The sequence below is a fragment of the Solwaraspora sp. WMMA2059 genome (assembly GCF_027497315.1).
Classification (GTDB): domain Bacteria; phylum Actinomycetota; class Actinomycetes; order Mycobacteriales; family Micromonosporaceae; genus Micromonospora_E.
Genome location: NZ_CP114908.1, coordinates 3,168,061 through 3,184,948, shown reverse-complemented (window position 1 = coordinate 3,184,948; position 16,888 = coordinate 3,168,061). Strand labels below are relative to the sequence as shown.

Below are 16,888 nucleotides of genomic sequence, written 5' to 3'. Positions count from 1 at the left end.
TCGGTGGCTGCCCAGGTGGGCGGGGTCAGCAGGTGGGCAGCTGGTTCAGGTCGTCGCCGCCGGCCAGGTTCAGCCAGGCCCACGGGATGTAGTTCTTCCCGCTGTACTCCACCCGGATCCACCAGGTGCTGGCCTTACCGCCGTTGTAGATCCAGGCGTCGACGTGCCCGCCCTGGCGGCGGCACAGCGCGGTCAGTCGGGTGCCGTCGGGCACCCAGCCGACCTGGCGGCTGTTGTCCTGCTCCGGCACGGCGAAGATCTCGTTGCCGTTGCGACCGGGAACGTCGTCGTCGCAGTAGGTGCGTTGCCCGCCGTCCGGACCGTTGACGCAGGTCGCGATGCCGTACAGGTCCGCGGTCGCCCGGCTGTGGGTGGCGGTGCCGGTGCCGGCCGCGTTGCTGGCCCGGACGGTGAACCGGTAGGACCGTCCCGGGTAGAGTCCGCCGACCCGGATGCTGTTGCAGCTGCCGGTGACGGCCGCCGCGCCGTCGGCCGCCGCGCTGCAGCTGACGTTCCCGCCACCGGCGTCCACCGAGAAGCTCAGGGTGACCGCGTTGGTGCCGGCGGTGGCACCGGTGACGGTGACCTTCGGCGCGGCGACGGTACGGGCCGTCGTACTCACCGACGGGCCGTCACCGGCCTCGTTGACCGCATGCACCGAGACCGTCACATCGGCCCCGTCGCCCAGCCCGGTCAGGGTGACGACGGTGCCGTCGGCAACCTCGGTGCGCTGGTCGCCGGCGGTCACCACGTACCCGGTGACCGGACGCCCGTTGTCCGGTGCCGGCGACCAGCCGACCCGCAGGGCACCCCGCTGGTCGGCCACGGTGGTCGCCTCGACCGCCGCCGGCTCGCCGGGGGCCGTGTAGGGCACCACCGAGTTGCTCAACGGCGACGCTGTCGAGTTGGCTCCCTGGTCGCTGACCGCGACGACGGTGAACGCGTACTGCGTGCCGTAGTCGAGCGAGCCGGGCGGGAGGACCAGCTCGGTGCCGGAGACGTCGCCGACCGGGGCGGTGGCCTCGGCCGATACGGCGGTGACCGTGTAGCCGGCGATGACGTTGCCCTGGCCGTCGGCGGCCGGCCAGCTCACCGCGACCGAGCCGTCCGCGCGGGCCTGCGCGGTGACGTTCACCGGGGCGTCGGGCACCTCAGCGGTGGGAACGACCGGGTTGGACTCCCGCTCGGGCCCCGCGCCCTCGGCGTTGACCGCGTGGACCGAGAACCGGTACGTCTCGCCGTTGACCAGCCCGGTGACCTCGAACGACCGTTGGTTGGCCCCGACCTCGAAGCTGCGGCCGTCGCCGGTGACCACGTACCGCTGGATGCTCGCGCCGTTGTCGGCCGCCGGCTGCCAGCTCACCCGCACGGTGGTGTCGCCGGCTGCCGCGCTGACCGCGCGGGGCGCACCCGGCCGGCCGACCGTCGGCTTCGGCGGTGGTGGCGGTGGCGGTGGCTCCGGCGGTGGGTCACCGCCGAGGATGTCGTTGGCGTACTTGTCGACCTGCCGGACCTCGTGGGCGTCGGTGACGACCCGGGCGGTGGCCGCGTCGGGCGCGTTGATGAACAGGTGGTTCTCCCGGACCTCCAGGTCGAGCGGGCCGGCGGTCTCGGTGACGTCGATCGACGCAAGCAGCGCCCCCGCCCCGTCGAACGCGAGGATCTCCCGGCTGCGTTCGTCGGCGCAGTAGACCCGGCCCGCCCAGCTGACGGCGGGACGGAGCGCGGATCCGCTGCCCGGCACCGACAGCTGCCGGACCCCGTCGTCGTCGACCAGGACGATGCGTCGCCGTTCGGGCACGGTGACCGCGACCAGGCTGCCGGTCGTGCGGGCCGGCAGGACGCCCGGACCGTCCAGGTCGAGCGGCACCTCGTGGCGGTCCCCGCCGCGCAACAGGGTCAGCGCGCCGGCCGTCCGGTTGAGCACCGCGACGCCGTCGTCGAGCGCGGAGATGGCCAACTCGTTGCTGGGCGGGGCGACCGCCACGGTCCGGATCCGGGTCGGCCCGGCGGTTTCGTCGGTGGCGTCCGCATCCTGCCCGGCGGCGGCCGGCTGGGGGATCGACGAGTCGAAGACGGCCTCCGCCGAGCCCTCCGCCGAGCCCTCCGCCGAGCCCTGCGTCGGGTCGCTCGGCAGCGGCGCTGCGGTGATCGCCGAGACGGTGCCCTCGCTCGGCACTGCGATCCACAGCCGACCGGCGCCGTCGAAATGTCCACCGGCGATCCCCGGCGGGTAGCGCACCGGGTCGCCGACGGGCCGCAGTGACCTGGGGTCGATCTGGCGAACCACGCCCTGGACGGCGTCGATGACGAAGGCCGCGTCGCCCTGCATCGCCACGCTCACCCCGAACCCGGTCGTGCTCTGGACGGTCGCGCCGACCTGCAACGTGGCGAGATCGAGCGAGCTGACCTTGCCGGTGGCCAGTTCGCGCAGGATCAGGAACTGGTCCGTCTGCAGCACCTGAGTTTGGCGGCCCTGTGCGTCGGCGACCTCGACCCGGGTGTCGACCCGCCCGGTGAGCCCGTTGACCCTGGCCAGCTCGCTGCGGGCGGAGCTCCACAACCAGGAGCTCGCGTCGTAGCCGGCCGCCGCGTGGTCGGCCGCGCCGAGCCCGAGCACGGTGAGCCCCATGCCGACGACGAGCGCGGTGACCGTGCCGACGGTCACCAGCGTGCCGCGGCCGCGGCGTCGTCGGCCGTCAGGGCTGGGGCCCCGCCGTGTGCCGCCGCCGGCTGTGCCGCCGGCTGTGTTGCCGTCGCCCGTGGTGCCGTCGCCCGTGGTGACCACAGTAGGTCGCCTTCCGCCCGTCGGTCGTATGGTGTCCGTCGCCCGTATAGTCGGTCGTCGCCGGCCCGGGGCCGCTCCCGACGCTGGGCCGGAGGCCATCCTAAGGGGCCGTCACGCTGACCGGAAACCGCTCTGGCAGCCCCTGTGGACAACGTCGGACGGGATTACCGAAGAACTGCTCGGAAATTCATGTTTCCGCTGATCAACATGGAGTTTTTCGACTAGTCCGGGTCGGCTGTCCGACGGTCGGTGCAGACCTGGTCCGAGGGGACGTACTCGTCGGCGGAGTAGACGGCGAGCACCGCGAAACAGTAGTCGAGTTCGGGATTCAACCCGTTGACGGTGAATACGGTCTGGCCGGGATTGACCGTGGCAAGTGCGCCGAGTTGTTGTCCGCTGCGGCCACTTGCGACGATGAACGGCACCGTTCCCGCGGTCGGGTCGGACCAGGCCAGCGTCACGGCCGTGGTGTCGTCGGTCAGCCGCAGGGCGGTCGGCGGGTCACCGGCCGCGGTGCGGTCCGACCCCGGACGCCCCGGCCCGGTCGGTGTGGTGGTCCGCCCGTCGAGCAGGACGGTGACGCCCACGATGACCACGACCACGGCGGCGATGACCGCGGCGGCTGCGGCGCCGACCGCGACGACGACCGGTAGGGACCGCGACGGTGCCGCAACGCTGGCGGCCGGTCCGGTCCCGGCGGCGGGTAGCGGTAGCGGTCGATCGACGGCGGTTGTCGCCTCCCGGTCGGAAGCCGGAGGCGTCGGTGCCGGTGGTGCCGGTGGTGCCGGCTGGGCCGGTGGTGCTGGCTGGGCCGCTGGTGCCGGCCGGTCTGGCTCGCGCTGAGCAGCGATGGAAGCCGGATCGGCCGGGGCGACCGGTGAGCCGGCCAGGTACTCCCGGGCGGCCCGGACCTGCCAGTGGTCGTCGCCGAGCTGCGCCGGGCCGGCGGCGGCGACTCGGGAGAAGTTGCGGCGGGCCTCATGCCGGTTGCCCAGTTCTTCGGCGAGCGTCGCGAGCTCGTACGCGATGGCCAGCATGACCGGCTCCCGGTCACCCAACCGTAGTTCGCCTGCTGCCAGCGACTCCTCCAACAGCCGCCGGGCGGCTGCCGGGTCGCCGGCCTCACGTCGGAGACGGGCCAGTAGGTGCGCAGTCCACAGAACCTCCGGTTCGTCCGCACCGAAGGCGTCACGGGCCGAGTCCAGCGCCCGCAGCAGGTATCCGCACGCGCCGGCGAGGTCGTCGCCGGCACGCATGGCGGCCGCGTTGTCGCGGACACCGACGAGGAGGGAAGGCTGGGCCACCTCGCCATGCTGCCGGGTGCCGTCGGTCCACCCTGCCCCGGGGTACCCAACGGCAACATCGGGAGTCTGGATCCAAGTCCACGGATCTACTGTCTGTCCGTCCGATGTGACCTGAGTCACCGGATTGTTTCGGCGGATCTGGCCATGTTGCCGGTTGCCGTCGGAAGCCGGGCAGTTGCCCTGGTTCTGCCCGCACCGGGTTGGCGTTATTGGTCGACAGAGTTCACACGGTCGTAACTGATCGCCGCTAAGTTTCTCCGAAGAGTGACATTGATTGATGCGGAATATTCGCTCTGAGCTGCCGCAACGGTGGATCCTCCGGCGGTCAGCATCGAATCCGGGACCACTGCTCACGAAGCGGGAGTCTGATGAGTACTGCAGTCGACATGCGTGACCTGGTGATCGCCTACACCCCCTGCGGCGAGGTCGAGTCGAGCCCACGCATCGCCAGCGCGGTCCGCCGGGGCGGCGGCACCGGCGTGCTCGACCTGGCCGGAACCCGGCCACAGGTCCTGCGCGCAGTGGAGCAGCTGGCCGCCTGGTCGGACGGACCCATCGCGGTCCGCGTCCCGGCGAGCTGTCCGGCCTCGGTGGACGACGTCGAACGGCTCGCCCCCGGCCAGATGGAGCTGGTGGTCGTCACTGGCGAGCTGCCGTGGGACCTGTCCGGACTGGTGACCCGTTACCGCGTACTCGCCGAGGTGACCAGCCTCGCCGCGGCCCGGACCGCGGCGGCGGCGGGTGTGCACGGGCTGATCGCCTGCGGCATGGAGTCCGGTGGTGAGGTCGGCGAGCTGAGCACCTTCGTCCTCGTCCAGCAACTCACCGCCGCCGACCTGGGCGTACCGGTCTGGGCGCTGGGTGGGATCGGGCCCTACACGGCGGCCGCCTGCGTGCTGGGCGGTGCCGCTGGCGTGGTGCTGGACAACCAGCTCGCCCTGATGCCCGAGTCGGACCTGCCGGCCGACGTACTGGCCGCGATCCGGCGGATGGACGGCTCGGAGAGCGTCCTGGTCGACGGCTACCGGGGGATCCCACGGGCTCCGCGCCGGCCGGGCGCGGCCGGTGTCCCCGCCCGCGCCGACCTGCTGCCGGTCGGCCAGGACGGCTGGCTGGCCGCCGAGTTCGCCGGCCGCTGGTCCGACACCGCGGCCGCGGTCCGTGGCATCCGCGAGGCGATCGTCGACGCGGCGACCGACGGCGCGGCGGCCGAGGTACTGCGCCCCGGCGGTCCGTTGGCCCGGGACCTCGGACTGCGGGTGCCGGTCGCGCAGGGCCCGATGACCCGGGTCAGCGACGAGGCCGGCTTCGCCGCCGCGGTCGCCGCCGACGGGGCGCTGCCGTTCATCGCGCTGGCACTGGCCACCGCCGAACGCACCGAGGAGATGCTCACCGACACCGCCGCCCGTATCGACGGACGGCCCTGGGGCGTCGGTGTGCTCGGCTTCGCGCCCGAGGAGATCCGTGCCGCCCAGCTCGACGTGATCCGGCGGATCCGCCCGGACTTCGCCATCATCGCCGGCGGCCGCCCACCACAGGCCAAGGAACTGGAACGGGAAGGGATCCGGACCTTCCTGCACGTGCCGTCACCGGGGCTGCTGCGCCAGTTCCTGCGCTCCGGTGCCCGCCGGTTCATCTTCGAAGGCGCCGAGTGCGGCGGCCACATCGGCCCCCGGGCCAGTTTTCCGCTGTGGGAGGCGCAGCTCGCCGTACTGGCCGAGCACCTGGCCGGCGCGACGCCGGAAGAGGCGGCCGAGATCCAGGTCTTCTTCGCCGGCGGCATCCACGACGACCGGTCGGCGGCCATGATCGCCGCGATGGTCGCCCCGCTGACCCGGCGAGGCGTGCGGGTAGGGGTGCTGATGGGCACCGCCTACCTGTTCACCGCCGAGGCCGTCGCGCACGGCGCGATCCAACCCACCTTCGCCCGGATGGCCCGGGAAGCGACCCGGACCGCGTTGCTGGAGACCGCACCCGGGCACGTGACCCGGTGCCTGCAGAGCGACTTCGTGGACGACTTCCATGCGCTGCGGGTCGAGCTCGAGTCCGCCGGCCTGGAGAACCGCCAGGTGTGGGAGCACCTCGAGCTGCTCAACGTGGGCCGGCTGCGGATCGCCAGCAAGGGCAAGCGACGCGACGGCGACGCGCTGGTGGACGTCGACGAGGCGGCCCAGCTCAGCGAGGGCATGTTCATGGCCGGTCAGGTCGCGGTGCTGCGGGAACAGGAGACCACCGTCGCGGCGCTGCACGGTACGGTCACCGACCAGGCGGTCGCCTTCCACACCGCCCGGTCCGAGCGGCTGCGGGCCGACTGGACCCCGGCCGAGCCGGCGGAGTCGGCGGAGCCGCTGGACATCGCCATCGTCGGCATGGCCTGCATGCTGCCGAAATCGCCGGACCTCGCCGCGTTCTGGCGTACCGTGCTGGACGGCGCCGATGCCGTCACCGAGGTGCCACCGCACCGGTGGAACCCGGACATCTACTACGCGCCCGAGGTCGGTCCCGGTCAGACCGGCCGGTACAGCGTCTCGAAGTGGGGCGGGTTCCTCGCCGAGGTGCCGTTCGACGCCATCGGGTACGGGATTCCACCGTCCGCCCTGGCCAGCATCGACCCCACCCAGCTGCTGGCCCTGGAGGTCTCCCAGCGGGCCCTCGTCGACGCCGGCTACACCCCGGGCCGCGACGGGGTGGACCACTCCCGCACCGGGGTGATCTTCGGAGCCGAGGCCGGCAGCGACATGGGGCACGCGCAGACGCTGCGGACCATGCTGCCGGCCTACCTGCCGGAGGTTCCCGGAGAGCTGGACGAGCAACTGCCGACCGTCACCGAGGACTCGTTCCCCGGCATCCTGGCCAACGTCATCGCCGGTCGGGTCGCCAACCGGCTCGACCTGGGCGGCCCCAACTACACCGTCGACGCGGCCTGCGCCTCGTCGCTGGCGGCCATGGACGCCGCCTGCAAGGAACTCGCCAGCGGCGGCAGCGACCTGATGATCTGCGGTGGCGCCGACCTGCACAACGGCATCAACGACTACCTCATGTTCACCTCGGCGCACGCGCTGTCTCCGACCGGGCGGTGCCGTTCGTTCGACAGCGCCGGTGACGGCATCGCGCTCGGCGAGGGCGTCGCCGCCGTCGTGCTCAAGCGACTGTCCGACGCGCAGCGCGACGGTGACCGCGTCTACGCGGTGATCAAAGGGCTCGGCGGGTCCAGCGACGGACGGGCCCTGGGCCTGACCGCGCCCCGGGCAGCCGGCCAGCGGCGGGCCCTGGACCGCGCGTACCGGCAGGCCGGGGTGTCGCCGGCGCAGGTCGGCCTGATCGAAGCACACGGCACCGGCACGGTGGTCGGCGACCGTACCGAGCTGGAGACGCTGACCACGGTGTTCAGCGAGGCGGGTGCCACGCCCGGCAGCTGCACTCTCGGGTCGGTCAAGTCGCAGATCGGGCACACCAAGTGCGTCGCCGGTCTGGCCGGTCTGATCAAGGCGACCCTCGCGCTGTACACCGGGGTCCGGCCACCGACCCTGCACGTGACCCGACCCAACCCGGCCTGGCACCCCGACCGGAGCCCGTTCGCCTTCGAGACCTCGGCGCGGCCGTGGGCGGCACCGGCCAGCGAACGCGTCGCCGGGGTCAGCGCCTTCGGGTTCGGTGGCACCAACTTCCACGCGGTGCTCAGCGCCTACGCCGACGCACCCGAACCGCGACACGCACGCGACGAATGGCCGGCCGAGCTGTTCTGCTTCCGGGCCGGCGACCGGGCCGGCACGCACCAGGCGATGCGGGCGCTGCTGGGCACCATCGACACCCGCGACGCGCTGGGCCGACGTTGGCGGTTGCGTGACCTCGCCGCCGCCCAGTCCCGCCAGGCTGAGAACCGGTCCGGCCCGGTGCAGGTCGCCATCGTCGCCAGCGACCTCGACGACCTGGCCGGACTGCTGCACCGGGCGATCGCCGGTGAGCACGATCCGGCGCGCGGGCTGTTCCAGCCGGCTGAGCCACCGGGCGCGGGCGGCAAGGTCGCCTTCCTCTTCCCGGGCCAGGGCAGCCAGCGCCCGGGCGCACTGGCCGACCTGTTCGTCAGCTTTCCCGAGCTGCGGCGGTTCCTGGACATCGGCCGCGACTACGTCGAACCGCTCTTCCCCCCGGCCGCGTTCGACCCCGAGTACGACCGGGGTCAACAGGACCGGGTCCGGGACACCCGGATCGCCCAGCCGGTGCTCGGCATCGGTGGGCTCGCCGTGCATCACCTGCTCGGTCGGCTGAACGTTCGGCCGGACCTGGCCGGCGGGCACAGCTACGGCGAACTGGTGGCGCTGTGCGTCGCCGGTGCCTTCGAGGACCGGACACTGCTCGAGCTGAGCCGCGAGCGCGCCGACGCCATCCTGGCGGCCGCCGGCGCCGATCCCGGCACGATGGCCGCGGTGGCGGCCACCGCCGAGCAGATCGGTGAGGTGCTGTCCGGCGCCGGGCTGGCCGGTGAGGTGGTGCTCGCCAACCACAACGGCCCGCAGCAGGTGGTGATCTCCGGCCCGACCCCGGCGGTGCGACGCGCGGTGTCCGTACTCAAGGAGAAGGGTCTGTCCGCCCGGCCGATCGCGGTGGCCTGTGCCTTCCACAGCCCGGTGGTCGCCGACGGGGTCACCGCCTTCAGATCCACCCTCGACGGGCATCCGGTGGCCGCACCCACCGTTCCCGTCTGGTCGAACAGGACCGCCCAGCCCTACCCGGGTGGTGCGGACCAGATCCGCGACGAACTCGCCGCGCAGATCGGTGCCCCGGTGCGGTTCGTCGACCAGATCGAAGCGATGTACGCCGCCGGGGCCCGCGTCTTCGTCGAAGCCGGCCCTGGCCAGGTACTCACCCGCCTGGTCGACGCCGTCCTGGGTGAGCGCCCGCACGTGGCGGTCGCCTGCGACGGTCGGCGGGCGGACGGACTGCGTGGTTTTCTCTGCGCCGTCGCCGAACTGGCCTGCGCCGGGGTTCCGGTGCAGACCGACTGGCTCTACCGCGGCCGGCGAGTCGCCGAGATCGCACCCGCTCCGCCGTCTCCCCGTCCGGTCTGGACGGTCGACGGTCAGCTGGTTCGCGACCAGCATGGCCGGCCGCTGCCCGGCGGCATGACGCCTCCCCGACAAATCAAGGAGCTGTCGATGAGTGCATCCACCGAGGCCGGAAACGGTCGTGGTCTCGGCAACGTGTCCGGAAACGATCCCGGCAACGACGTGGCGCATGTGTCCGGTAACGGCAACGGGGTCGCGCATGTGTCCGGCAACGGCAACGGACATGGCAACGGCAACGGGATCAGCCCTCTTACGTCTGCCGGTGCCCGGCACGTGCCCACAGCAGGCTACCGGGACGGGCGCGACGAACTGATCAGCGAATTCCTACGGACGAGCCGGGAACTGATCGCCTCTCAGCGGGACGTGATGCTGGCGTACTTCGGGGAGCGGCCACCAGCCGGCAACGGGTGGGCCGAGGCCGGAGTGTACCCGTCGATGATGGCCCAGCCGGCGATCGCCGCGCCGAGTAGCTACCCAGAGGTGGTCGTGCCGACCAGCACGCCCCCGGCGACCGACGTTGCGGCCATCCCGGCGTCGCCTGCCGAGACGACGGCTTCGGCGGCACCCGCCGTACAGGCTGCTCCGGCGGCACCCGCTGTCCAGCCCACCCCGGTGGTGCGCGAGTACGTGCCAGCGGAGCCGGCGGTCCGCGAAGCCGTCACCGCGCCGGTGACGGCCCCGACGGAGCCTGCGCCGAAGGCGAAGGTGACCGCGACGGTCGCGGTGCGGCCGGCGGCGTCGGTGGGGGTGGCGCAGTTCCAGGAGGCGATCCTGGAGGTGTTGAGTGAGCGGACCGGGTATCCGGTGGATCTGATCGAGTTGGATCTGGATCTTGAGGCGGATCTGAGTATCGATTCGATCAAGCGGGCTGAGGTTGCTGGTGAGGTGGCGACCCGGTTGCGGTTGTCGGTGGATGGTGACGAGTCGGAGTTGGAGGAGCTGGTTCGGGCGCGGACGGTGCGCACGATGGTGGCGTGGTTGGCCGAGAAGATGGCGGCCGTACCCGCGACTGCCGAACCGGCCGCGTCGGTGACCGCACCGAGCCCGGTGCCTGCCGTCACGGCGTCTGCGGCGTCCGCGTCGGTGTCTGCGGCGTCGGTGTCGTCTCCGGCTGCCGGATCGGTGGGGGTGGCGCAGTTCCAGGAGGCGATCCTGGAGGTGTTGAGTGAGCGGACCGGGTATCCGGTGGATCTGATCGAGTTGGATCTGGATCTTGAGGCGGATCTGAGTATCGATTCGATCAAGCGGGCTGAGGTTGCTGGTGAGGTGGCGACCCGGTTGCGGTTGTCGGTGGATGGTGACGAGTCGGAGTTGGAGGAGCTGGTTCGGGCGCGGACGGTGCGCACGATGGTGGCGTGGTTGGCCGAGAAGATGGCGGCTGATCAGACACCCGAGGCGGCGCCCGCGGCTCCTGCGGCGCAGCGGGCTGGGTCCGGCCCGGACAACGGTACGGCCCCACGTCGACTCGTCGCCCGGCCGGTTCCCGCCACCGGCGCGGTCGTCGCGCCGGAGGCGCTCGCCGGTGCCCGGTTCCTGATCACCGGCGGGTCGCCCGCCCTGGCACCGCTGGCCGAGCAGCTCGCCCAGCACGGCGCGGCAGGCGCCACCGGCTCGATCCACTCCGGTGAGTCGGACCAGACGGCCGGCTACGACGGCGTGATCATCCTGGACGGGCTGAGTGACAGCGGCGGACCGCTGCTGCCCGGCATCTTCCCGTTCATCAAGCAGGCCCTTGCGGCGGGTGTGCGGTGGCTGATCGCCGCCGGCACCGCCGGTGCGCGTACCGACGGATTCGCCGGCCTGTTCCGGACCATCCAACGCGAGTACCCGCAGGTCTCGGTGACCTATCTGGAGGTACCGGCAGGCGCCGACCACAATCAGCTTGCCACCGGCCTGGTCACCGAACTGCTCAGTGGCGGACAGACCCCGATCGTCACCTGGTCGGCGACCGGCCGGCAGACCGTCGACTTGGCCGCGGTCGATCTCGGCCCGCTCGCTGCGGGCGGTGCCGGACCGGCCGGTGACGGCGTCGCGGAGACCCAGGCGATCGGTCTGGACCAGGACTCGGTCGTGGTGCTCGTCGGTGGTGCCCGGGGCATCACCCCATGGTTCGCCCGTACCTTGGCCGCCGCCAGCCGATGCCGCATCGAGCTGGTCGGCCGTACCCCACTGTCGCAGGAGGCGGAGTCCCCGGCGCTGGCCGCCGCGGTGGACAAGCCGGCGTTGCGGGCCGCCCTGGTCGCCCAGGGGATGCGCGCACCGGCGGAGATCGACCGTACGGCCACCGCGATCCTGGCCGCACGCGAGGTTCGCGCGACCCTGGAGGAGCTGCGGGAACTCGGCAGCCAGGTGCGCTACCACAGCCTCGACGTCACCGACGCCGACGCCACCCGGCAACTGCTCAAGGAGATCCACGGCGAGCACGGCCGGATCGACGGTCTGGTCTACGCGGCCGGCCGGATCGAGGACAAGCTGATCGCGGAGAAGGATCCGGCGTCTTTCGACCGGGTGTTCCAGACAAAGATGCAGGGTGCGGTGACGGTGCTCGACGCGCTGCGCGACGGCGCCGATCCACGCTTCGTGGTGCTGTTCGGCAGCATCGCGGCCGCGTACGGCAACCGGGGTCAGAGCGACTACGCCGCCGCCAACGACGCGCTCGACCGGATCGGTGGCCGCTGGGCGGCCGGCACCGGGGTGCGCTGCGTGACCGTGCACTGGGGGCCGTGGGCGCCAGGCTCGGTGCACGGCGGGATGGTCAGCGCGGAACTGAGCCGGGAGTACGCCCGCCGGGGCATCGACCTGATCGATCCCGAGGAGGGCGCGCTGAGCCTGCTACGCGAGCTGGCCTGGGGCGACCCGGCGGTCACCTCGGTGGTCTACACCGCCTCGGGATGGTGAACCAGATGTCGGACCTGACTGACCCGCACCAGACGATCGCCATCGTCGGCATGGCGGCGTTGATGCCCGGAGCTCCCGACCTGGACGCCTACTGGCGCAACCTGGTCGACGGCGTCGACGCCATCACCGACGTGCCGGCGCACCGCTGGGACGAGGAGTTCTACGACCCCGACGAGGCGCACCGCCCCGATCGGATGTACTGCCGGCGTGGTGGGTTCGTCGACGACCACGCGAGCTTCGAGCCGCTGCGTTTCGGCATCATGCCGACCTCGATCGGTGACATCGAACCCGACCAGTTGATCACGCTGCAGGTGGCGGCCGCCGCCATCGACGACGCCGGTGGCCAGGACCGGCTGCCGGACCGGGACCGGATCGGCGTCCTGCTCGGCCGGGGCGGAATCCTGAGTCCGGCCCAGGCCCGCTACGCCCAGCGGGTCCGGATGTCCAGCCAGGTCATCGGCATCCTCAAGGAGCTCATCCCGGAGTTGCCGCCGGAGAGCCTCGACCGGGTCCGGCGCAAGTTCGATGAACGGCTCGGGCCGCAGCAGCCCGAGGGCACGATCGGATTGGTGCCCAACCTCGCCGCTTCCCGGGTGGCGAACCGGTTGAACCTGCGGGGTCCGTCGTACACCATCGACGCCGCGTGTGCCTCGTCGCTGATCGCGGTCGACCAGGGCATGACCGAACTGCGGGCCGGCCGGTTGGACGCGGTGCTCGCCGGCGGTGTGCACCACGTACACGACATCAGCTTCTGGTCGGTGTTCAGCCAGCTCCGGGCGCTGTCCCGGCAGGGTGAGATCCGTCCGTTCGACTCGTCGGCGGACGGTCTGCTGATCGGCGAGGGCACCGGGATCGTGGTGTTGAAGCGCCTGGCCGACGCGCTGGACGCCGGTGACCGGGTGTACGCGGTGATCAGCGGCAGCGGCGTGTCCAGCGACGGCCGCTCGGCGAGCATGTTCAACCCGGCGAGCAGCGGACAGTCGCTGGCCATCCGGCGGGCCTGGCAGTCCGCCGGGCTGGATCCGACGGCGCCGGACGCGCTCGGCCTGCTGGAGGCGCACGGCACCGGCACGCCGACCGGGGACGCCGCCGAACTGGTCACTGTCGCCGAGGTGTTCGGCGGTTACCAGGGCGGCCCACGGCCGGTGATCGGCTCGGTCAAGTCGATGATCGGGCACACCATGCCGGCGGCCGGGATCGCCGGCCTGATCAAGGCGACCCTCGCCGTGCACCGGGGCGTTCTGCCACCCACCCTGCACTGCGGGCAGCCCCGCGAGGAGATGGCCGCGACCCGGTTCGCGCCGATCGCCGCCGCCCAGCCGTGGGAGAGCGACGGACCACGCCGGGCCGGGGTCAACGCGTTCGGCTTCGGTGGGATCAACGCCCACGTGATCATCGAACAGCCGCCCTCCGCTCCGTCCGCCTGGGCTGCCGTGCCGAACGGCGCGGCCGGGCAGTCGGCCCGCTCGGCCAGCGTCGAGGTCGAGGAACCGGACCAGGTGCTGTGGCTGGCTGCCGACGACCCGGCCGGTCTCGCCGCGCTGCTGGACCGCGACGATTCGCTGGTACGGCGCGAGGGCACCGCGTTCGCCGACGGCCCGCATGCGCACGCCGCGCCGCCGTGCCGGATCGGGGTGGTGGATCCGACCGACAAGCGGCTGGCCACCGCCCGCCGCGCGGTGAGTCGGGGGGAGCCCTGGCGGGGTGCCCGGGACATCTGGTTCACCACGGCCCCGCTGCTGACCGCCGGCGGGAAGCTGGCGTTCGTGTTCCCCGGGCTGGAGGCCGAGTTCACGCCCCGTACCAGGGACCTGGCCGCGCACTTCGGGCTGGTGGACCGGGAGTGGTCCGCCGCCGATCTGGGCCGGCACGGTGCCGGTCTGATCGAAGTGGGCAAGTTCCTCGACGAGGTGCTCGGCCGGATCGGCATCCGGCCGGACGCGGTCGCCGGGCACAGCATCGGTGAGTGGTCCGCTGCGGCGGTGAGCGGGCAGGTCAGCACCACCGACATGGACGGTTTCCTCAAGTTGTTCGACGCCGACTCGGTGGCGGTGTCCGGCTATGTCTTCGCCGCCGTCGGTGCCGGTGCCGACCAGGTGACGCCGGCGCTCGGCGGCTATCCGGGAGTGGTCCTGTCCCACGACAACGCGCCCGCGCAGTCGGTGGTCAACGGCCCGGAGGAGCAGGTCGACCGCCTGGTCGACGAGCTACGTCGGCGCAACGTGCTGTGCCAGAAGCTGCCGTTCCGGTCGGCCTTCCACACTCCGGCGTTCGCCGACGGACTGAGGTCGATCGGGGTCGCCCTGCAGTCCTGGCGGGTGCATCCGACCACGGTGCCGGTCTGGTCGGCGACCCTGGCGGCGCCGTTCCCCACCGACGAGCAGCAGGTCAACCAGATCTTCGTCCGGCACATGATGGAGCCGGTCTGGTTCCGGCAGTTGACCGCCGCGATGTACGACGCCGGGTTCCGGGTCTTCCTACAGGTCGGCGCGGGACAGTTGGCGTCGTTGGTCAGCGACAACCTGCGCGGGCGGGATCATCTCGCCATGCCGGTCAACGTGGGTCACCGTACCGGTCTCGACCAGTTGCGCCGGGTGGCCACCGCGCTGTGGGTGGAGGGCGCGGCACCGGACCTGCGGGCGCTGCGATCACCCGCTGCGGCCGCGCCGGCACCGGCCGCCCCGGCGGCACCACCGCGCCGGGGGCCGAAGATCCAACTGGACCTGGGTGGCCCGTTGGTGCGCCTCGGGCCGGGTGCCGACACCCTGCTCGGCCTGGCCGACCTGTCGTCACACCGGCCGTCCGGTACGCCGGTCGCCGAGGCCCAACCGTCGGCTGCCGCGGCGGCGCAGGACACATCCGCACCGCCGGCTGAGCCCCGACCGCCTGCTGCACCCCGGCCACCGGCTGGGCCCCGGCCGCCGGCTCACGCCGAATCGTCGGCAGAATCCGAGCAGTCGGCCGCCGCCCAGCAGTCGGCCGTCACCGAGCCGCCGGCCAATTCGCTCACCGCGTTGCACCGGCTCGCCGGCCGGTCCAAGGCGGCCGCCGAGCTCGCCGCGCTGCTGCGGGACACCGCGGACGGCGCGGTGACCGTGCTGGACGCCGCCACTCGACCCGCCAGCCCGGCTCCGGTGTCCCCGGCCGCGCCGGCCCGGCCGGTCGCCGCACCGCCAGCTGACGTCCGGCCGGTCACCGTACCGGCCGTAGTCGGGCCGACCACGGCGGCGCCGACGCCGAAGGCCGTCCCGCCGCCCCGCACCGAGATCGCCCGGACCACGTTGCGGGTCTCCGTGCAGACCATGCCGTACCTGCTCGACCACTGCTTCTTCGTGCAGCCGGACGACTGGCCGAACCCGGAGGACCGGTGGCCGGTGGTGCCGGCGACGACCGTCGTACAGCACATGATGGACGCCGTCGCGCAGGCCGTCCCCGGTCTGCGGGTGGTCGGCGTGCGCGACGCCCGGTTCAACCGGTGGACCATCGCGGCACCGGCGCAGGACGTCGAGATCGTCGTCCGGTCTGCCGGCCCGGACTCGTACGCGGTGAACTTCGGCAGCTTCGCCCGGGCGACGGTCGACGTCGCCGCCGACTATCCGGCCCCGGTGAGCGCACCGTGGACCCACGACCCGGCCACCGAGACCGCTCCCCGGATCAGCGCCGAGGAGATGTACGCGGAGCGGCTGATGTTCCACGGCCCCCAGTTCCACGGGGTGACCACGGTGCACGCCCTCGGCGAGATGCACGTACGCGGCGTGGTCACCGCGCCCGTCCCGCCGGGCGCCCTGCTGGACAATGCCCTGCAGCTGATCGGGAACTGGCTCATCACCACCCAGCCGATGCGTACCGTGGCGCTGCCGGTGGGTCTCGGCCACGTCCGGTTCTTCGGCCCGCCGCCCGCGCCCGGCACGGCGTTCGAGTGCGTCGCCCGGGTTCGTTCGATCGACGACGCTCAACTGGTCGCGGACACCCAGCTGTCCGTCGACGGCCGGGTCTGGGCGCAGATCGACGGCGCGGTCGACCGTCGATTCGACAGCCATCCGCAGGCACGGCCGGCGGAACGGTTCCCGGAACGTCACCCGATGTCGGTGCGTCAGCCGGAAGGGTGGACCGCGGTGTTCGACTGCTGGACCGATCTGGTCACCCAGTCGATGGCCGCCCGGGGCATCCTCGGCACCGCCGCGTCAGTCGACTACGAGCGGCAGCCGGGGAAGACCCGCAAGCAGTGGCTGCTCGGTCGGATCGCGGCGAAGGACGCGGTGCGGTTCCGGCAGTGGGACGCCGGGCACACCGACGTGTACCCGATCGAGTTGACCATCGCCAACGACCCGAACGGTCGGCCACGTGCCGATCTGCGTCCCGACCGGGATCTGCGGGAATGCGACCTGTCCCTGGCACACTGCGCCGAAGCCGCCGTGGCGATCGCCGGCCCGGCCCGGTCGACGCCGGACGGCCCCGGCGTCGGTATCGACATCGTCGAGGTGACCGACCGGCCGGACAGCACGGTCGACTACGCCCTGTCCGGTGCGGAGGCCGCGTTGCTCGACCAGGTCAGCGCCGGCGGTGACCGGCGGTTCTGGTTCGCCTGTTTCTGGGCGGCCAAGGAGGCTGCCGGTAAGGCAGAGGGGACCGGGCTGGATGGAGCGCCCCGCCGGCTACGGGTGGTCGCCGTCGACGCCGGCACCCTGCTGGTCGAGGTCCCCTCCGGCAGGTCCTACCGGGTCACCTGCCGGAGCCTGGAGAACCCGCCCGACCTGCCGCAGCGGCGCTACGTCGTGGGGTGGACCTGGGGCCCGGAACCCGCCCGGTAAGCGGCGAACCCAGCCCCGATT

At 72.5% G+C, this 16,888-nt stretch carries 4 protein-coding genes; 2 read left to right on the top strand and 2 right to left on the bottom strand.

The window, feature by feature from the left end; translation table 11 throughout:
* Nucleotides 1–25 precede the first annotated feature (25 nt).
* Both O7553_RS14500 and O7553_RS14495 read right to left on the bottom strand, forming a co-directional pair.
* On the bottom strand, nt 26–2,668 hold the full coding sequence (locus tag O7553_RS14500; RefSeq protein ID WP_281555315.1) for a fibronectin type III domain-containing protein: 2,643 nt from the start codon (nt 2,666–2,668) through the stop codon (nt 26–28).
* 341 nt (nt 2,669–3,009) lie between these two features.
* Nucleotides 3,010–4,044 carry a tetratricopeptide repeat protein gene (locus O7553_RS14495; RefSeq protein ID WP_281555606.1) on the bottom strand — a complete coding sequence of 345 codons (1,035 nt, stop codon included), beginning with the start codon at nt 4,042–4,044 and terminating at the stop codon, nt 3,010–3,012.
* A 416-nt stretch (nt 4,045–4,460) separates the two neighbouring features.
* Here O7553_RS14495 and O7553_RS14490 point away from each other — a divergent pair, with 416 nt between their 5' ends.
* Both O7553_RS14490 and O7553_RS14485 read left to right on the top strand, forming a co-directional pair.
* A complete protein-coding gene (locus O7553_RS14490; protein WP_281555314.1) occupies nt 4,461–12,056 on the top strand; it encodes a type I polyketide synthase in 7,596 nt (2,531 codons plus the stop codon).
* Between the two features lie 5 nt (nt 12,057–12,061).
* Nucleotides 12,062–16,867 carry a type I polyketide synthase gene (locus O7553_RS14485; RefSeq protein WP_281555313.1) on the top strand — a complete coding sequence of 1,602 codons (4,806 nt, stop codon included), beginning with the start codon at nt 12,062–12,064 and terminating at the stop codon, nt 16,865–16,867.
* Nucleotides 16,868–16,888: the final 21 nt, after the last annotated feature.